At 71.5% G+C, this 16,788-nt stretch carries 18 protein-coding genes; 7 read left to right on the top strand and 11 right to left on the bottom strand.

The genetic code is table 11. The annotated features are described in order from the left end of the window. The 4 genes from Aiant_RS44125 (at position 1) to Aiant_RS44110 (ending at position 2,748) form a co-directional block, all read left to right on the top strand. Positions 1–579 carry an RNA polymerase sigma factor gene (locus Aiant_RS44125; RefSeq protein ID WP_189330581.1) on the top strand — a complete coding sequence of 193 codons (579 nt, stop codon included), beginning with the start codon at positions 1–3 and terminating at the stop codon, positions 577–579. Continuing rightward, the gene (locus Aiant_RS44120; RefSeq protein WP_189330580.1) at positions 576–1,568 is read left to right on the top strand and encodes a CU044_5270 family protein; all 993 of its coding nucleotides are present in this window, start codon (positions 576–578) and stop codon (positions 1,566–1,568) included. The genes Aiant_RS44125 and Aiant_RS44120 overlap by 4 nt, the downstream gene beginning before the upstream one ends. Before the next feature lie 47 nt (positions 1,569–1,615). Then, positions 1,616–1,918 (top strand): hypothetical protein, encoded by a 303-nt coding sequence (locus Aiant_RS44115; RefSeq protein WP_189330579.1) that lies wholly within the window; start codon positions 1,616–1,618, stop codon positions 1,916–1,918. Between the two features lie 128 nt (positions 1,919–2,046). After that, positions 2,047–2,748 (top strand): RlpA-like double-psi beta-barrel domain-containing protein, encoded by a 702-nt coding sequence (locus Aiant_RS44110; protein ID WP_229830014.1) that lies wholly within the window; start codon positions 2,047–2,049, stop codon positions 2,746–2,748. Positions 2,749–2,812: 64 nt separating this feature from the next. On the opposite strand, the gene Aiant_RS44105 is transcribed toward Aiant_RS44110, so the two are convergent. Further along, complete coding sequence (locus Aiant_RS44105; RefSeq protein ID WP_189330578.1) at positions 2,813–3,613, bottom strand: intradiol ring-cleavage dioxygenase; 801 nt, start codon at positions 3,611–3,613, stop codon at positions 2,813–2,815. A 106-nt stretch (positions 3,614–3,719) separates the two neighbouring features. Between Aiant_RS44105 and Aiant_RS44100 the strand changes: the two genes are divergently transcribed. Further along, positions 3,720–4,979 (top strand): NsdA family TPR-like regulatory protein, encoded by a 1,260-nt coding sequence (locus tag Aiant_RS44100; protein WP_189330577.1) that lies wholly within the window; start codon positions 3,720–3,722, stop codon positions 4,977–4,979. 3 nt (positions 4,980–4,982) lie between these two features. Here the strand turns inward: Aiant_RS44100 and Aiant_RS44095 are convergent, their stop codons facing one another. From Aiant_RS44095 to Aiant_RS44060, 8 genes are all read right to left on the bottom strand, one after another. Next, on the bottom strand, positions 4,983–6,656 hold the full coding sequence (locus Aiant_RS44095; protein WP_189330576.1) for a diguanylate cyclase: 1,674 nt from the start codon (positions 6,654–6,656) through the stop codon (positions 4,983–4,985). 44 nt (positions 6,657–6,700) lie between these two features. Next, positions 6,701–7,132 (bottom strand): cupin domain-containing protein, encoded by a 432-nt coding sequence (locus Aiant_RS44090; protein WP_189330575.1) that lies wholly within the window; start codon positions 7,130–7,132, stop codon positions 6,701–6,703. A 29-nt stretch (positions 7,133–7,161) separates the two neighbouring features. Beyond that, positions 7,162–8,688, bottom strand: a complete 1,527-nt coding sequence (locus Aiant_RS44085; protein ID WP_189330574.1) for a hypothetical protein — start codon at positions 8,686–8,688, stop codon at positions 7,162–7,164. 204 nt (positions 8,689–8,892) lie between these two features. Then, positions 8,893–9,642, bottom strand: coding sequence for an SDR family NAD(P)-dependent oxidoreductase (locus tag Aiant_RS44080; RefSeq protein WP_306415819.1), 750 nt, complete (start codon positions 9,640–9,642; stop codon positions 8,893–8,895). Beyond that, on the bottom strand, positions 9,633–10,898 hold the full coding sequence (locus Aiant_RS44075; RefSeq protein ID WP_189330573.1) for an enolase C-terminal domain-like protein: 1,266 nt from the start codon (positions 10,896–10,898) through the stop codon (positions 9,633–9,635). The genes Aiant_RS44080 and Aiant_RS44075 overlap by 10 nt, the downstream gene beginning before the upstream one ends. Continuing rightward, entirely contained in the window at positions 10,895–11,719 is an 825-nt protein-coding gene (locus tag Aiant_RS44070; protein WP_189330572.1) for a fumarylacetoacetate hydrolase family protein, read from the bottom strand. The genes Aiant_RS44075 and Aiant_RS44070 overlap by 4 nt, the downstream gene beginning before the upstream one ends. Then, positions 11,716–12,534 carry an amidohydrolase family protein gene (locus Aiant_RS44065; RefSeq protein ID WP_189330571.1) on the bottom strand — a complete coding sequence of 273 codons (819 nt, stop codon included), beginning with the start codon at positions 12,532–12,534 and terminating at the stop codon, positions 11,716–11,718. The genes Aiant_RS44070 and Aiant_RS44065 overlap by 4 nt, the downstream gene beginning before the upstream one ends. Beyond that, on the bottom strand, positions 12,531–13,508 hold the full coding sequence (locus Aiant_RS44060) for an aldo/keto reductase (RefSeq protein WP_229830013.1): 978 nt from the start codon (positions 13,506–13,508) through the stop codon (positions 12,531–12,533). Before Aiant_RS44060 ends, Aiant_RS44065 begins: the two co-directional genes overlap by 4 nt. A 91-nt stretch (positions 13,509–13,599) precedes the next feature. On the opposite strand from Aiant_RS44060, the gene Aiant_RS44055 reads away from it, so the two are divergent. Beyond that, complete coding sequence (locus tag Aiant_RS44055) at positions 13,600–14,250, top strand: GntR family transcriptional regulator (RefSeq protein ID WP_229830012.1); 651 nt, start codon at positions 13,600–13,602, stop codon at positions 14,248–14,250. A 37-nt stretch (positions 14,251–14,287) separates the two neighbouring features. Here the strand turns inward: Aiant_RS44055 and Aiant_RS44050 are convergent, their stop codons facing one another. Both Aiant_RS44050 and Aiant_RS44045 read right to left on the bottom strand, forming a co-directional pair. Further along, on the bottom strand, positions 14,288–15,049 hold the full coding sequence (locus tag Aiant_RS44050) for a hypothetical protein (RefSeq protein ID WP_189330570.1): 762 nt from the start codon (positions 15,047–15,049) through the stop codon (positions 14,288–14,290). Between the two features lie 8 nt (positions 15,050–15,057). Beyond that, the gene (locus Aiant_RS44045; protein ID WP_189330569.1) at positions 15,058–15,447 is read right to left on the bottom strand and encodes a hypothetical protein; all 390 of its coding nucleotides are present in this window, start codon (positions 15,445–15,447) and stop codon (positions 15,058–15,060) included. Between the two features lie 246 nt (positions 15,448–15,693). On the opposite strand from Aiant_RS44045, the gene Aiant_RS44040 reads away from it, so the two are divergent. Further along, positions 15,694–16,785 (top strand): hypothetical protein, encoded by a 1,092-nt coding sequence (locus Aiant_RS44040; RefSeq protein ID WP_189330568.1) that lies wholly within the window; start codon positions 15,694–15,696, stop codon positions 16,783–16,785. Positions 16,786–16,788 lie beyond the last annotated feature (3 nt).

Raw genomic sequence — 16,788 nt, 5'->3', positions numbered from 1 at the left:
ATGAGCTTACGCATCGCCGAGGTGCCCGCCGTGGGCGACGATCCACCGGCCGGGTTGCGGCTGACCGGGCCGCACGCCAAGGAGCGGTTCGCCGCTCTCTTCGACGAGCATGCGCCGGGCCTGTGGCGGTATCTGGCCCGGCAGGTGGGCGCGAGTCAGGCCGAGGACGTGGTGGCCGAGACGTTCCTGGCGGCCTGGTCGGGGCGGGGTGACTACCGGCCGGAGCGCGGCAGTGCACGCGCCTGGCTGTTCGGGATCGCGGTGAACCTGCTGCGGCGGCACCACCGGGTGCAGGCGCAGCAACAGCGGATGTCGCAGCGCCTGACCACGCATGTCGAGTCCGTGGGCGGCCCCGAGGACGGGGTGGCCGCGCGGGTCGACGCGCGGACCCACGTCGCGGCGCTGGCGGCGGCGATCGCGGCGCTGCCCGACGGCGACCGGGACGTGCTGCTGCTCAGCAGCCTCGGTGAGCTGAGCACCAAGGAGATCGCCACCGCCCTGGGCATTCCGGAGGGCACCGTCCGTTCCCGGCTGCACCGCGTCCGGCGGGACCTGCGCGCGCTGAAAGGTGACTCATGATCGACGAACTCGACGTCGCCCTGAACGATCTCTACCCGGTCCCGGCGGAGGATCCGGAAGCGCTGCGCAGGGTGCGTGTTCGCGTACTGAAAAGAAAGTGGCCTCGTGTCCCGCTCGCCGCAGCGGCCGCGGTCATCCTGGCCGTGGCGGTGGCCGTCGTCGCGATCCGCGGCCGCACGCCGGACGGCGCGATGGTCCTGGTCGCGCAGACGCTGAACACGGCCGCCGATGCCCCGATCCAGGCCGTGGACGAGCCGGTTCCGGCCGGGAAATACCGGTACATCGCCGTCCACTCGATGGCGGCCGTCTTCCAGAACTCGGACCTGGGCGCCCTGCGAGGCGTCAAGCAGGAGCTGTGGGTGCCGGCGGAACGGGCCGGCGAGTGGTTCCGGCTGGAGACCGACACCGGGGAACGGGTTCCCCTGCTCGGCACCGCGGAACAGTTGACGGCTGCCGGGTTCGACGACCGCTCGGCGCCGATCCGGGAAACCGGCCCCTGCGGAGCCTTCGGGCCCGGGATCAGCGACATGTGCACCGCGAAGGGGACCTGGCAGGTGCCGACCGCCGCGTTCGTCGCCGGGTTGCCTCGTGATCCGCGCAAACTGTTCGACCGGCTGCGCGACGACACCGACGGGCGTGGGCGGGACGCCGACCAGGAGGTGCTCGTCTATGTGGCCGACGCGTTGCGCAGCGGGCTGATCCCGGCGGATCTGCGGTCGGCGCTGTACCGGGCGCTGGCGTACCTGCCCACGCTGAAGATCGTCGAGGAGCGGGCGACGCTCGACGGGCGGACCGGGACTGCGCTGGGCATCGCCGCGGCCGGTGAGCGGCTGGAGGTCATCATCGACCCGGTGACCGGGTTGTACATCGGGGAGCGGACCCGGCGGACCACGGCCGCGCGCGGCCTGCCGGCGGGCACGCTGATCCAGTCGAGCTCGGTCGCCTACGGCGTCGCCGAGGCTCCCTGGAAGCCGGCCGGGCACCGCTAAGCTTTCGCGGGCTGCGTGGACGCGCAGCCCGCGAAAGGGTGGGTGGCATGACGGACGTGGTGCGGACGTTGCGGTGGCTCGGCGTGGGCGCCGTGCTGCTGTTCGGGGTCCTGCCGGCGGTGATGCTGAGCCTGCTGGTGGCCGGCGGGCACACTCCGCGCTCGGTCGGCCTGCTGCTGGTTCCCGGCATCGCGCTGGTCGTGTGCGCGCTGATCTGCGCGGCGCGCGGCATCCTCAGCCCCGATCCCGAGGCGAGCGCCCAGTTGATGCGGCGCGGCATGGCCTTCGTCGCCGGCGCCGACCTGATCATGCTGGGCGGCAACGCTCTGATCGGGATGGTCACCGGCTGACCGCCGCGCGGGTGGGTCCTTAAGGATGTTTAAGGATCTTTAAGGTACGCGTACTCAACCGGCTCCCCGGCTTCCTTCGTAACTGTGAGTGCTGCATCGAAGCAGCCTGAGAGCGAAGGAGCGATGCGATGTATCGAACCAGGCGGCAGCCGTTTTCTGGGACGTCTCGCAAGGTCATGCTCGCCCTGTCGGCGGTGGCGCTAGTCGGCGGCGCCTTTGCCGTCAGCACCGGGGTGAGTAGTGCCGGGGAAAACGGCGCTACCGAGAGTTGCGTCGGCCTCGATCAGGCGTTGCGGCAGAACTTGCAGTTCATCGCGGGGCAGAAGGCCAATCCGGATGCTCAGTCGGCGGGGCGGATCGCGAACCGGCAGGCGGTGGTGGACCTGATCAATCAGCGGCGTGCCACCGCGGGATGCACTGCGGACGTGGCCGGTGAGGTGGCCGCTGGTGCCGGTAAGCAGAACAACGGCGCCGGTCAGGCTGCGCAGAACGGGGCCGGTAAGCAGAACAACGGCGCGGGTCAGGCTGCGCAGAACGGGGCAGGCCAGGGCGCGCAGGCCGCTGGGCAGAGCTCCGGTGGCGGCGAGGTGGTCTGCAAGGGGTCGACGGTAACCCTGTCCGGTGAGGGCGGGGCGCCCGCCGCGTCGAGTGGCACGTTCCCGGCCGGGACCGTTCTGAAGGTCACCAACCTCGACAACAACAAGAGCATCACGGTCAAGGTGACGTCCGTGTCCGGCAGTTGCGTGCTGCTCAACAACGCGGCGTTCGAGCAGGTGCGCGAGCCTGGCAAGTTCCTGATCCGGCGCGCTGTCATCGAACGCGTGGGCTGATCACCCGATCGGGGGGTTCCGTGCGGTAGGCGGCCGCGAGCCGGCGCCTACCGCACGGATGCGGTTACACGGTGATCGTCAGGTTCGCGACGTATCCGGACTGCGGGGTGCCGGAGATGGTGACCATCTGCTGGCTGTATCCGTCCCGGAAGACACTGTCGCTGGACAGCGACACGCGCGCGAGATTGGTGATGCTGGCCTGATAACCGGCCGTGCGGTAAACGGTGCGGCAGATGTCGGCCGGGAATGCCAGCTGCGACGTCTTGAGTTTCCCGCTCGCCGAGGTGGCCCTGGCCAGGCTCGGGTACACCTCGAAGTGAAGGTGCGGCCAGCGCCCCGGATAGCATCCGGGGAAGATGGTGGTGAACGTCAGCCGGCCGTCGGAGCCGGCCGCCTGTACGCCACGGCAATAGTTCTCCTGCGTGACGCCGGCGGAGTACATCGAGTACCGGCCCTCCCGGTCGCACCCCCAGAGGTATACGGCGGCCCCGCTGTACGGAGCGCAGGTCGCCGCGGACAGCACCGTGAGGCGCAGAGTCAGGTTGACGCCGCCGGCGGTGGCGGAACCGGTGCCGAAGCTGGTTCGCAGGTCGCTGCGGACGATGCCGCTCTGGGTGAGGATGTTGGGGCCGTTCGTGCCGTCGCCGGGGAACGGACCCCCGGTCTCCGTGGGGATGGTCTGGCAGGCGGCGGCGGTCGCGGCGGACGGGGACTCCGTCGCACTCGCGGCGAACGCGGGGCCGGCCGCCAGGCCGGCGAGGCCGGCGCCGAGGGCAAGTCCGAGCATCTGGCGACGGCGCAGCAGCGTCGTCAGGTCGAACTGGAGGCCGCGGTTGAAGATGTCGCCGTCGTGGTCGTGGTCCATCGAGTGCCCTTTCCGGGTACGGGTTCACGCTGTCTCCTCCGTATCCAAACGAGAGCCCCAGGGCATTGCCATGTGTCGATGCCGTCAACGTTGTTAACCTTGCGCCATGGCCGGGACCGGACCGCCCAACGACGTGCTCGCACAGTGCCTCGCCGAGCTGCGGTGGACACCTCGGACCCTGGCGCGGCGCATCAATGCCGTCTACGGCCCCGGCACCATCTCCGAGTCGGCGCCCTACCACTGGCGCGACCGCGGCCGGGTGCCCTACCCACCGGTGGCGCTCTACGCGGTCCGGGTGCTCGCCGACGCCCTGGGCCGGCCCATCGCCGCCGAGGAGTTGTGGACGGCCGGCCAGCGGCTCCCCGACGTCGCCCGAGCGTTTCTGCGCCCGCGACCGGGTGGGCAATCGGCACCCGATGACCCTGATGCCGGCCTCGAACTGGTGACCGTTGCCGAACGAGGGGTCGACGCGTTGCGCGGGGCCGCCGCCGGCTCCGACAGCCTGGACGCCCTCGGCTACGTCGCGGCTCAGTACCAGGCGACGCGGGAGCTGCTGGAGCAGGATCACCGCGGCGAGCGGCTCAACCGGCGGTTGACGGTCGTGGCGGCACAGTTGGCGCAACTCGCCGCGTGGCTGGCCATGGACGCCGGGCGGCACCGCGAATCGCAGCGCTATCTCGTCGTGGGGTTGCGCGCCGCGCACGAGGGCGGTGACCGCAGGCTCGTCGCCCACCTGTTGCGAGACCTCTCGGCGAACGTCGCCGTCGCGGGACGCCCCGCCGACGCGGTGGACATCGGGCAGGCGGCGCTCGAGGCCGCCGCCGGCACCACTGCCACCCGCAGTTTCGCCGCCGGACAGCTCGCGTACGCGCATGCCCTCGCCGGCGACGAGCGCTCCGCCCGCCGGGTGGCGGACCGAGCCACCGCGATGGCCGCGGCGCCCGCCGGGGACGAGCCGGAGTGGGTGCGTCGGGTGGCCGCGGACACGGCCGAGCCGATGGCCGCCCGCACCCTGCTGCGACTGGCTCGTGACGAACTCGTCCGGGGCCGGCGGGCCCGCGCCCGGACGCTGGTGCGCGAGGGAACCGCGATGTTGCGCCCGGCGACGCTCGTCGCACCGGGGCATCCCCGTCCCCGGGCGGCGATCTACGAAGGCCTTTACCTCGCCGATGGGTACGTGACCGCTGGTGAGCCGGAGCAGGCGTGCGTGGTCGGGCGGGTCGTGATCGACCGGCTCGAGCAGGTGCGCTCGCGCCGCGCCGTGAGCCTGGTGCGCGACCTGCTGACCGATCTGCGCCGTGGCGGCCGGCACCGCGGTGTCCGCGACTTCATCGCGCACGCCGAAGCACGGCTCAGCACCATGTGAGCCTTACGGGGAGCCGGCCATCACCGCGTCCCGGCCGGCCTCCTTGGCCCGATAGAGGGCTGTGTCGGCGTTGCGCAGCATCTCGTCCGGGTCGGTCAGCCCGGAACCGTCGGCGACGCCGATCGAGATGCGCACCGCGAGCCCGGGGGTGATCTGCTCCCACGGATACCCGCGCACCGCCTCGAGCAGGCGGTGGCAGGCTCGCATGGCGCCGTCCAGCGAGATGCCGGGCATGACGATCACGAACTCGTCACCGCCCAGCCGTGCCGGCAGGTCGGTGACCCGCAGGTGATCCGCCATCAGCCGGCTCAACGCCACCAGGACCCGGTCGCCCGCCTCGTGCCCGTAGCGGTCGTTGACGTGCTTGAACTTGTCCACGTCGAAGAGGGCGACGGCGACCGGGGGCGCGCCGTACCGCTGGTTGATCTTGGACAGGTCGGTGAGGTACTCGGTCACCCGCCGGCGGTTCGCGATGCCGGTCAGCGGGTCGGTCCGGCTCAGGTGCAGGACCTCCTCGTTGAGCCGCTGGAGATCCGCCATCTGACCGGCGAGCGTCGCCCGGGCCTGCTCCAGTTCCGCGATGATCGCGGCCTGGGCCTCAGTCTGCCGGCGATACTGTGCCGCCTCCCGCTGCGCCTGCGCGACCTCGAAGCGCACCCGGAGAGCCTGGATGCGGCGGTCGTGCGCACCGTGCGCGGCGGCGTCGGCCAGCTCCCGGCACCGAAGCAGATGCTGATAGGCCCCGGCGTCGTCACCGGTCGCGTGCAGCACCTCGGCGAGCAGCGACTCGGCCTGCGCTCCCGAGCGCTGCGAGTGCAGCGCCCCGGCGAGGCCGATCACGCGCTCCAGCGTCTCGCGTGCCGCATCCCAGCGTGCCGAGGGGTTCAGCACGGTACGGACCAGCACCAGGAGCCGATTCACCTCGTATCCCTGGTTGGCGACGGCGCCGCCGGGCAGGCGGTTGTGGTCCGCCGCCCGGTCCAGCCACCGCTCGGCCTCCTCCAGGCGGTGCAGATCCGCCAGGACTTGCGCGTACGCGGTCATCGCCCGCTGCGCGTCCACCGGCATCCCCGCGGTGCCGAACAGCCGCAGTGCGCGCTCGCAGGTGCCGGCGGCGGCGACCGGGTCACCGATCTCCCGCTGGCCGTCGGCCATCATGGCCAGCATCGTCGCGGCGCCGCTGGGGTCCGCACAGGCGAGGAACAGGTCATGGGCCTGCTCGAACAGCTCCAGGGCCTGGTGCCGGTCGCCCATCTCGGCCCAGAGCGTCGCGACGAGGCTGAGCACCCGGCCCTCGCCGTAGGCGTCACCGGCTGCCCGGTACGCCTCCAGCGCCTCGTGCCCGTGCTCCATCGACTCCGGAACGCAATCGAGCAGGTGCAGGCACATCGCCGCGGTGTGATGCGCCTGGGCGATCGCCAGGGGATCGCCGAGCGCGTCGGCCTCGCCGACCAGGCTCAGCGCCGTGGGCAGGGCGTCCACCGGCTGGCCGTGGCGGGCGGTGAACTCCGTGACCATCGCCGTGCAGCGCACGCGGGCGACCTCGTCGCCCAGCGCGGCGGCACGCTCGAGTCCTTGGCGAGCCAGCGCGACGCGACGCTGCGGGTCGCGGACCAGCCGAGCGGCCTCGTCGACGAGCATCACCAGCTCACCGGCGGGCGTGCGGGCGGATTTCACGTCCACCATCATCGGCAGCCGCGCCGGGCAGGTGAGCACCGCGGTCAGAGCAGCCGCCAGTCGGCGTACTCGAAACCGGGCGCGACCACGCAACTGACCACCACCGGATCGGGGCCGGCCGGCTCGGCCGCCTGCCAGCAGCCGGCCGGCACCAGCAACTGCGGCTGCTGGCCGGCGGCGAGATCCGGCCCGAGCAGCAGCGGCCGCTCGGCGCCGGGCCGCTCGCCGGTCCCGCCGAGGGTCAGCGTCAGCGGCCCACCGGAGTGCCAGAACCACAGCTCGTCCGAGCGCACCACGTGCCACGCCGACCGTTCGCCCGGGTGGAGCAGGAAGTAGATGGCGGTCGCGGCGGCCCGCAGCCCGTCGTACCCCTCCGGCGGGAAGGTGTGCGGGGACCGCCAGGTCTCCCGGAACCACCCGCCCTCCGGATGCGGCGTCATGTCGAACTGCTCGGCCAGCGGCGGTCGATCGGTCATGTCCGGAACCCTATGCGCCCCGGCACGCGTCAGCGGTTGCCGAGGCGGCGGTTGACCTCGTCGGACACCCGCTTGTTCAGGTCGGCCAGCTGCTGGTCGGTGTACTTGGACAGATCCCCGGCCGGTTCCGTGGACTGCTTCTGTTCCTGCTGCTGCTGCTGCTGCTGCTGCTCCATCCGCTTGAGTTCCTGCTCCTCGGGCGACCCGGGCGCCGCGTACGCGCACCGCACCAGCGCGCCCTCGGCGGTCCGCAGGCAGGTGGCCTCCCGCCCGTCCACCTGGCCACGGCCCTCCACCCGGTAGCGGATGCTCTGCTCGCTGCCGACCGTGGCCGTCCAGGTGCTGCCGCCGGTCGGGATGACCTCGAAGACCTGGTCGTCGTTGTAGCAGCAGACGTCCCGGTACTCGGCCTTGATCAGCGCGACGACGGCCTGCGGCGACGACCACGTCGGGTCGAGCCGGTGCACGGTCAGCGGCGCGAGCGCCTGGCCGGTCTGCCGGGTCGGGACCATGGAAACCGCCACCACGGAACTCGCCTCGCCCTGCGGGGTGAGCGGGGTGACGTAGGCACTGCCGGCACCATCGGCGTAGCGCAGCGTGAACTCGGAGTTGTTGCCCTCGTTGGCACCGTCCTCGGAGGCGTCCCAGCCGGAGCGGTCGAACCACCAGTCGGCGAAGCCGCCGATCCCGGCGCTGGCCTCCCGCTGCCGCTTGGCGAGGCTGATCGGGTACGTCGGTCCCGGCACCGCCGCGGCGTCCGTCGTGACGGTCAACGTGCCGGTCCGGCCGTTGTAGAGCGCGACGCCGGCCGGGCGCTCGGTCACCGTGAAGATCCCGACCTGGCGTTTGAGCGGGACCACGACCATCGGGGTGTCGCCCGCGCAGTACCCGTAGACGTCCCGGGCGTCGAAGCGGACCCACCGCTGTTCCGCGGAGATCTTCCGCCCCAGGTTGTGCGAGAACCAGCCGCCGACCCGGGCGCCGGCCGCGTCGAGGTCGAACGAGCAGCGCTGCGACGTGCGGCTGTTGCTGCCCAGCGGGACCTGCTGGACGACGCCGACCTCGTAACCGGACAGCCAGCCGCGCCGCTCGACGAGGGTGCCGAACCGGTCCAGATCCGGCAGGTAGGTGATGTCGGAGACCTCGCCGGTGACGTCGCCCAGGTTCGGCGCGGTCTGCGCCTTGCCGACCAGGTACGGCGCGCGGGCGGCGAGGCCGGGCACCGGGTCGCCGACCACGCTGATCGCCGCCGCGTAGTCACGATCGCGCAGGTAGGAGTCGTAGACGAGCCAGCCGATCCCGAGCAACAGCCCGGTCACCGCACCCATCCAGGCCAGCACCGGGATCGCGCCGGAGCGCCGCTCCCGGCGGCGGAACTGGACGGCGCCGGCCACGTGGGGAACGGACGCCAGCAGGACGACGAGGGCCAGCAGCACCAGCCACGGGCTCAGCTTGCGCAGCTCCCACACGAAGATCGTGGTGGCGTAGGACGCCCACCAGACGAACAGAGCCGCCACCACACCCAGCGGGACCACCCACCGCAGCACACGAACCACCGGCGCCTCCTCAGCTCGTCGTCAGAGACTCCGAGTCTGCGGCACCACGTCCACAGTCACCCCTTCCACATCAACCCCTGCTTCCGGTACGCCCGGAGCACGGTCCCCGCCGTGAAGCCCGAAGCGGCCGACCCGCCCAGGCGCTGCGCGCAGCCGCCGACCCGGTGCGGCGTCCCGGCCCGGGCCCAGGGACCGCGGATGGGCTCAGCGCGAGGGCAGGCGCAGGCCGGACATGCCGCCGTCGACCGCCAGGGACATGCCCGTGGTCGCGCCCGAGGCCGGACTGGCCAGGTACTGCACCGCCGCCGCCACCTCGTCCGCGGTCACCAGGCGACCGGTCGGCTGCCGGGCCGCGAGGCGTTCGCGCTCCGCCTCCGGGTCGGCGGCGTGCGAGAGCAGCCGCGCCACCCACGGCGTGTCCACCGTGCCCGGCGCCACGCAACACACCCGGATGCCCTCGCCGACCAGGTCCGCGGCCATCGCCAGGGTCAAAGCGTGCACGGCGCCCTTCGACGCGCAGTACAGGGCCCGCTCGACCAGACCGGCGGTCGCGGCGATCGAGGACAGGTTGACGATCACCGGGGTGCGGGAGCGGCGCAGGTAGGGCAGGGCGGCGCGGCTGGCGCGGGCCACCCCGGTGACGTTCACGTCCAGGACCCGGGACCACTCGGCGTCGTCGTTGGCCTCGACGGTGCCGACCGCCGAGATGCCGGCGCTGTTGACCAGGATGTCCAGGCCGCCGTAGGCGTCGGTCAGTTCGGTGAACGCCGCCTCCAGCGACGCCGCGTCGCGCACGTCGGTCTTCAGCGGCAGGCCGGGGGAGTTGGCCGGGTCGAGGTCGAGGATGCCGACCTTCGCCCCGGCCGCGGCCAGCCGGCGCGCGCACGCCGCGCCGATGCCCGAGCCGCCACCGGTGATCGCCGCGACCAGACCGTCCAGATCTCTCATCGCCATGCCTCGCCTTCCGGGTAGGCGTACCGGGCCAGCGACTCGGGACGCATCTGGGTGGAGAATCCCGGCACGCTGGGGGCCAGGTAGCGGCCGCCCGCGACAAGGGCCGGGTCGAGGAAGTGTTCGTGCAGGTGGTCGACGTATTCGATGACCCGGTCGTCGAGCGAGCCGGAGACCGCGACGTAGTCGAAGAAGGACAGGTGACGGACCGCTTCACACAGACCGACGCCTCCGGCGTGCGGGCAGACCGGTTTTCCGTACGCCGCGGCCAGCAGCAGAACGGCCAGGTTCTCGTTGACCCCGGCGACCCGGCACGCGTCGAGCTGGACGACGTCGACGGCGTCGGCCTGCAACAGCTGCTTGAAGACCACCCGGTTGGCGACGTGCTCACCGGTCGCCACCCGGATCGGGTGCAGCGCGCGGCGGATCGCGGCGTGCCCGAGCACGTCGTCCGGGCTGGTCGGCTCCTCGATCCACCACGGGTCGAACCTGGCGAGCTCGGTCATCCAGGCGACCGCGTCCGGGACGCTCCAGCGCTGGTTCGCGTCGACGGCGATCCGCACGTCCGGACCCAGTACCGAGCGGGCCAGCGCGCATCGGCGTACGTCGTCTCGCAGGTCTGCCCCGACCTTGAGTTTGACCATCCGGAAGCCGTCGGCGACCGCTTGCCGAGCGAGCCTCTCGATCTTGTCGTCGGCGTAGCCGAGCCAGCCCACGGACGTGGTGTAGGCCGGGTAGCCGTGATCTTTCAGCTCAGTAACCCGGCCTGCTCTTTTATTCGATAAATCGGACAACACATCGCGAGCGGCGGCGGGTGTCAGCGCGTCGGTCAGATACCGCCAGTCCACCAGGGAGACGATCTCGTCGGGGGAGAGCGACGACAGCAGCTCCCACAGCGGCAGCCCGGCCCTCTTCGCCCGCAGGTCCCACGCCGCGTTGACCAGCGCCGCCGTCGCCAGGTGCATGACGCCCTTCTCCGGCCCGAGCCACCGGATCTGCGAGTCGTGGGTCAGCCGCTGGTAAAGATCGTCGATCGGTTTCCCGATGACCAGCGGCGCCAGGGCGTCGATCGCGGCCCGGCACACCTCGTTGCCCCGCCCGATGGTGAACGTGAACCCGTGCCCCTCGGATCCGTCGTCGGCCCGCAGCACCACGTAGGCCGCCGAGTAGTCCGGGTCCGGGTTCATCGCGTCCGACCCGTCCAGCTCCCGCGAGGTCGGGAACCGGATGTCGTGCGTGGTCACCGCGGCGATCGTCATCCTTTGACCACCGAGCGCTGCCGCCCCAGCCCGTCGATCTCCATCTCCACCACGTCACCGGCGCTCAGGTAGGGGAACCGCCCGCTCAGCGCCACCCCCTCCGGCGTCCCGGTGTTGATCAGGTCACCCGGCTCCAGCACGGTGAACTGGGAGAGGTGCCAGATCAGGAACCCGACGTCGAAGATCATGTCGGCGGTGCTGGAGTCCTGCCGCGGCGCGTCGTTGACCCAGGAACGCAGCCGCAGCGGGAAGCCGACCTCGTCCGGGGTGACCAGCCACGGCCCGAGCGGGTTGAACGTCTCGCACGACTTGCCCTTCGACCACTGCCCGCCGGAGCGGTCCAGCTGGTACTCCCGTTCGGACACGTCGTTGGAGAGCACGTAGCCGGCGACGTGCCCCAGTGCCTCCTCCGGCGAGGTGAGGTAGCGGGCCGTCCGCCCGATCACCACGCCCAGCTCGACCTCCCAGTCGGTGCGTTTCGAGCCGGGCGGGATCAGGATGTCGTCGTCCGGGCCGATCACCGTGTTCGGCGCCTTGTAGAACACGATCGGCTCGGCGGGCGGCTGCGCCCCGGCCTCGGCGGCGTGCGCGGCGTAGTTCTGCCCGACGCAGAGGACCACCCCGGGCCGCGCGATCGGCGCGCCGATCCGGTGCCCGTCCAGGTCGGCCGGGGGCAGCTCGGCCGGGTCGCCGGTGAAGCCGCCACCGGCCAGGAACGGCCCGTCGATGTCCGCGGTCACCTCGGACAGGTCGCGCAGCTGGCCGTCGGCGTAGAGCACCGGACGCTCCGCGCCGGGCGCGCCGATGCGCAGGTACCTCATTGGTTCTCCAATCGGTAGACGCGGGTCGCGGTGCGGCCGAAGATGTCGCCGGGGCGGCCGCCGAGGATGCCGGTGAGCACGGCGGCGACCTCCTCGTACGTCGCCACCACCTCGCACACCGGCCAGTCCGAGCCGAACATCAGCCGGTCCGGGCCGAACAGGTCGAGCGCGGTCTGGACGAACGGGCGCAGCATCGCCCGGGTCCAGCCCGGTCCGGCCTCGGTGACCAGGCCGGACAGTTTCGCCGCCACGTTCGGGCAGGCGGCGACCGGGGCGATCAGCCGTTTCCAGCCGTCCAGGTCGCCGAACGGCGGTTTGCCCAGGTGGTCGAGGACGAACGTGGCGTCCGGCAGGGCGGCGACGGCGCGGGCCACCGAGGGGAGCTGGGACGCGCGTACGACCAGCTCGTTGACCAGGCCGGCCTCGGCGACGGTGGCCAGGCCGGCGCGGACCCCGGGCTGGTCGAGCAGGTCGTCCGGCCCGGCCTGGACCTGGTCGCGGACCCCGACCAGGCAGTCGCCGCCCGGACCGGACCGGTGCCGGGCCAGCATCGCGCGCAGGTCGGGATCGGCCAGACCGGCCCAGCCCACCACGCCGGCGATCTCCGGGGTGTGCGCCGCCAGGGCCAGGAAGCGGCTGGTCTCGGCGGCCTGGCAGAGCCCGGCCTCGACCAGCACGGTCCGCTGCACGCCGCAGGCGGCCAGGTGCGGGCGCAGGTCGGCCATGGTGTAGTCGCGCCGGATCGGGGCCAGCCCGTCGGCGGCCAGCCACGGATAGTCCGCGGTCCACACGTGCTGATGCGCGTCGACGATCATGGGTGCGGCACGTCCGCGTCGAGCAGACCGGATCTGATCAGGTCGCGCCAGAGCCCGCCGGGAATGTCGAGGGCGGCCATCGCGGCCGCGTCGGCCGCTTCCGCGGCCGAGCGCATCCCGATCAGAACGGAGGCGACCGCGGGATGGGCCAGGGGGAATTGCAGTGCGGCAGCCCGCAGAGGTACGCCGTGCCGCGCGCACACCTCGGCCATCGCGCGCGCTTTCGCCAGCACCGCGGGCGGAGCCGCCCGATAGTCGAAAGTCGCCGTTTCCGACGGGTCGGCGAGAATCCCCGAGTTGTAGACGCCGCCGCAGAGCACCGCGATGCCACGGCGCTCGCATTCGGGCAGCAGATCGGCGAGCCCGGACTGGTCCAGCAGGGTGTACCGCCCGGCCAGCAGGAAACAGTCGAAGTGGCCGGTGCGGGCGAACTCGGTGAGCATCGCGGACTGGTTCATCCCGGCCGAGACCGCGCCGATCGCGCCCGCTTCGCGCAGCTCGATCAGGGCCGGCAGGGCCTCGTGCAGCGCCGGGCCGAAATGGTCGTCCGGGTCGTGCAGGTGCAGGATGTCGACCCGGTCGACGCCGAGGCGCGCCAGGCTTTCCCGGTGCTGGTCCCGGACGCCGGCGGCGCTGAAATCCCAGGTCCAGGAGGCGCCGGAGGGCTCCGCCCAGATGTCCGCCCCGGCATTCCGGTCCGGCGTCAGGCGGCGGCCGACCTTGGTGGCGATGGTGAACTCCGGCCGGCTCCGGCCGCGCAGGGCCGCGCCGCCTCTCCGCTCGGACAGGCCCGCGCCGTACAGCGGGGCGGTATCGAAGAACCGGACGCCCCGCTCCCAGGCGGTGTCCACGGCGGTGATCGCGTCCGCGTCGCCGACCGGCGTGAACAGGCCGCCGATCGGGGCCAGGCCCATGCCGAGGCAGGTGACGGTGACGCCGGTGCCGCCCAGCGACACCCTCGCGAACGGATCCACGACGCGGTCCTTTCGTAGATCCTATAGGATCCGCGTACGTGTCTAACGTGTTTCGATGCGGTAGTCAACTTTTCTATTGAGGAAGGTAGATGTGTCGGGGCCGATTCGCCGTTCCGTGCTCAGCGACGACGTGTATGAGCAACTGAAATCGCTCATCCTGGAGCACCGGATGGCCCCGGAGGACCGGGTCAACATCGACGGCCTGGCCCGTGAACTGGAGGTTTCGCCCACTCCGGTGCGCGAGGCGCTGGCCCGGCTGGAGTCCGAGGGCCTGCTGCGCAAACGGCCCCTGGCCGGCTACACCGTCAGTCCCCTGCTGACCCGCGCCGAATTCACCGACATGTTCGACATGCGGCTGGTCCTGGAAACGGCCGCCGCCCGCTGGGCGGCCACCCGGGCCGACGCCGCGGCGCGCGATGCGCTGCTGTCCGAGGCCGCCGTCTCGTACCCGGTGAGCGCACCCCGCTCGCATGCCGCCTTCACCGCCGCCGACGCCCGTTTCCACGACCTGGTCGCCGCGGCCGCCGGCAATCCGCTGCTCCGCACGGCGATCGGCCGGCTGCACGCCCACCTGCACATCCACCGGCTCTATTTTCCGTACGCGGAAACCGCCTCCACCCGCCACGAACACGAACTGATCGCCGCCGCGATCGCCGCCGCCGACCCGGACGCCGCCGAAGCCGCGATGCGCGAGCACCTCACCGCGGCCCGCACCCGTCACCTGGCCGCCTTCGACGATTGAGCGGCATCGTCAGATCGCCCGGTCGTGAGTCCGGGCATCACCGGTCAGGCGATGGGTCTGTCCGCAGCCCCGACGACAACGATGATGCGTCGACCGGAAGGCCGCTGATCAGCAGGCGTCTCAGTTCTTTCATCTTGTTGACCAGGGTTATTGCCTGCTCCAGGAGATCGTGGCCGGCCGAGGTCCGGCCGCGCCGATCGTCCCAGCTGTCCGCGGCATCGATGATCTGCTGGAAGTATGTCTCCACAGCCGGGGAATTCGTCAGCTGAACACCTGCTATGGCGATCTGCAAACGGGCCACCTCGCCGGCGAGCGTCAAACTGCGGGGTTTCGGTATCAAGATTGCCGCCCCGTGCTCGGTGTTCGCCAGGTCCTCGAGAATCGTTGACGTGTGATCCATGACCGAAGCTCGGAGAACGAGATCGAGCCCCCGGTCCGGGATGGCGACTCGCCGAAGCGCCGGCCGTAAGGCAGGGTCCGCGGTGGACAAGTCCTCGACAACCGAATCCAGCGTTTCGCCGAGCGCGGCGGAAACCCGCTCCAACTGGCCGACGGCCGCCGTTGTCACGCGCTTTCGCCGCCAGTTCTCCACCACCACGTGCGTTATGATCAGGCTCGGTCCGAGCAGGACGAGGTTCGCGGCGACGTTGCCGAACAGGCCGCCCGCCAATGAGGCATATTCAGCCCCTAGACACGCTGCGACGGGCGTTGTCAGCACTCCTCCCCAGAACAGCCAGCCCGGCATGGCCGCTTCACGGGAAATGCCGGGTAATGTCCGGAAGGTGCCGCGGATCGACATGCCGGATCCTAAGTGCTGTCCGGTTGCACACGTAGCCCGGCTCTGCAGTCCTCGACGACCTCCGAGGGGACTTCCGAACGTTGTTCCCGGAACTCGTCGACAAGTTGCCGTGCTTCCGCGAGGAGTTCCCGGGCCTCGGGTGGCGGGATGTAATTGATCCGCGACATGACGTCGAGCAGCCCATCGCCGAGAAGCTCCTGGACCTGCCGCCACTGATCCTCCGAGACAGGGGTGCCGGCCCCGCCGAACCGTCCGAAGAATTCCTGGTCCGCCCCGATCCGGTCCAAGGCGTCGATGACCCGGCGTGCGGCCGCCTCGTACAGCTCCGGGGCTCCCCCGGTCTGCGCGAAGGTGATCGCTCTGAGGGCCCCTTCGAGTGCGTCGTACGCGGGAGTCATGGCATCCTCACCTCCAGCCTGCCAGCCGTGAAATCGAGCCTTCACCGATGGCCGTGCGCGACCAAGGCTGCGCCGGAAATCGGACACCGATCGCCCGCGGGCTCGGCCGGAGCAGCCTGCCCGCCTGCGCCGGACGTGGACCGTTTCATCGAGCCCGGTCGGCCGATGCGCCGGCCGCATCGGGCGCGGTACAACAACCTCATGGCCAGGCCATCGAGTGACAAGGACACATGCTGGATTCTGATCATGAGACATGCGGCGGCGGTCCGGCTCGGTGACGAGACGGTCGACGCGCCGAGCGGGTCAGTCGTCCCGCCGTCCGGCATCCTGACCCCGGACGGGGTCGCCGAGGCCCGCGACATCGGCGGCGCACTCGCCATCGCCCTCGACGACCTCGACCGGGCCGGCCAGGCCCTCACGGTCACCCGCTTCCTGCACGAGGAGACCAACGCCGCAACGGCCACCGCCCGCGAGGTCCGGGACGGCTTCGAGCGTACGGCGTCCGCGCTGCGCGCCCGATACGGCGACGGCCCGCCTTCTCTGCCTGCCCTGAAAGCCGTCGGCCGGGAGGTGTCGTGCCAGGAACGCTATCCGCAGGCCTGGCTGAAGAAGATGACCACGACTCTGACCGGCCAGGGTCCGGCGTGCGCCGCGCTCATCGTCGGTCACGATCCCGGCATGAGCTGGCTCCTCACCGACCTGCTCGCAAGGAGGGGGCGACTGCCTGACGTTCCCGGACTGGGCCGTGCGGAACTCGTCGCCCTGCGGGGGGACGGCCGGCGGTGGGAGCCGATGTGGGCACTCACGAGCGGTGGCGCCGGCGACATCGCCGAGGTCACCGCGAAGATCCGGTCCAAGATGGATACGGCCAAGGTGTTCGGCGGCTTCGTCACCGCGATGCTGACGTTCATCATCAGTCAGTACGCCATCCGTCCGCCGGCAACGACGTACTGGGCGGTCGTGCGCGGCGGGTCCCTCGCCGCGCTCGGCGTGGGAGTCCTGCTCTATCTGATGACCCTGTTCTGGTACGACCGGCTTCTCATGCCCCCGAGGTTCTGGAGCGGCCGGCCCGGCGGCGGATCCGTCTCGCTCGCCGTGATGCAGAGGCCGCCGAGCTCCGCGCTCTGGGTGCTGTACCAGAACATGCAGCGCACGTGGCGCGGCCTCTTCGTTCCCGCCACCTACGCGTCGGCGGTCGGCCTTGCCGGATTCGCCGCGGCCCGGACGGAGCCGGCGAGCCGGGCGGCGTGGATCGGGTTCGCCGCCGCCGGCCTCGCGCTGGCCGTCACGGCGTGGTGGGGCTGGCGGTCGAGGCCCGTCCTCGGCGTCCAGGACTGACGG

This window comes from Actinoplanes ianthinogenes (genome assembly GCF_018324205.1).
GTDB classification, from domain to species: Bacteria; Actinomycetota; Actinomycetes; order Mycobacteriales; family Micromonosporaceae; genus Actinoplanes; species Actinoplanes ianthinogenes.
The sequence above is the reverse complement of the archived record's forward strand: the minus strand, read 5'-3'. Positions and strand labels throughout refer to the sequence as shown.

Excerpts from the sequence above, each read along its gene's own strand:
- Aiant_RS44120 (WP_189330580.1), top strand. The coding sequence starts at position 576 with ATGATCGACGAACTCGACGTCGCCCTGAACGATCTCTACCCGGTCCCG.
- Aiant_RS44115 (WP_189330579.1), top strand. The coding sequence starts at position 1,616 with ATGACGGACGTGGTGCGGACGTTGCGGTGGCTCGGCGTGGGCGCCGTG.
- Aiant_RS44070 (WP_189330572.1), bottom strand. The coding sequence starts at position 11,719 with ATGAGGTACCTGCGCATCGGCGCGCCCGGCGCGGAGCGTCCGGTGCTC.
- Aiant_RS44100 (WP_189330577.1), top strand. The coding sequence starts at position 3,720 with ATGGCCGGGACCGGACCGCCCAACGACGTGCTCGCACAGTGCCTCGCC.
- Aiant_RS44045 (WP_189330569.1), bottom strand. The coding sequence starts at position 15,447 with ATGACTCCCGCGTACGACGCACTCGAAGGGGCCCTCAGAGCGATCACC.
- Aiant_RS44065 (WP_189330571.1), bottom strand. The coding sequence starts at position 12,534 with ATGATCGTCGACGCGCATCAGCACGTGTGGACCGCGGACTATCCGTGG.
- Aiant_RS44125 (WP_189330581.1), top strand. The coding sequence starts at position 1 with ATGAGCTTACGCATCGCCGAGGTGCCCGCCGTGGGCGACGATCCACCG.
- Aiant_RS44105 (WP_189330578.1), bottom strand. The coding sequence starts at position 3,613 with ATGGACCACGACCACGACGGCGACATCTTCAACCGCGGCCTCCAGTTC.
- Aiant_RS44075 (WP_189330573.1), bottom strand. The coding sequence starts at position 10,898 with ATGACGATCGCCGCGGTGACCACGCACGACATCCGGTTCCCGACCTCG.
- Aiant_RS44110 (WP_229830014.1), top strand. The coding sequence starts at position 2,047 with ATGTATCGAACCAGGCGGCAGCCGTTTTCTGGGACGTCTCGCAAGGTC.
- Aiant_RS44050 (WP_189330570.1), bottom strand. The coding sequence starts at position 15,049 with ATGTCGATCCGCGGCACCTTCCGGACATTACCCGGCATTTCCCGTGAA.
- Aiant_RS44040 (WP_189330568.1), top strand. The coding sequence starts at position 15,694 with ATGAGACATGCGGCGGCGGTCCGGCTCGGTGACGAGACGGTCGACGCG.
- Aiant_RS44080 (WP_306415819.1), bottom strand. The coding sequence starts at position 9,642 with ATGGCGATGAGAGATCTGGACGGTCTGGTCGCGGCGATCACCGGTGGC.
- Aiant_RS44090 (WP_189330575.1), bottom strand. The coding sequence starts at position 7,132 with ATGACCGATCGACCGCCGCTGGCCGAGCAGTTCGACATGACGCCGCAT.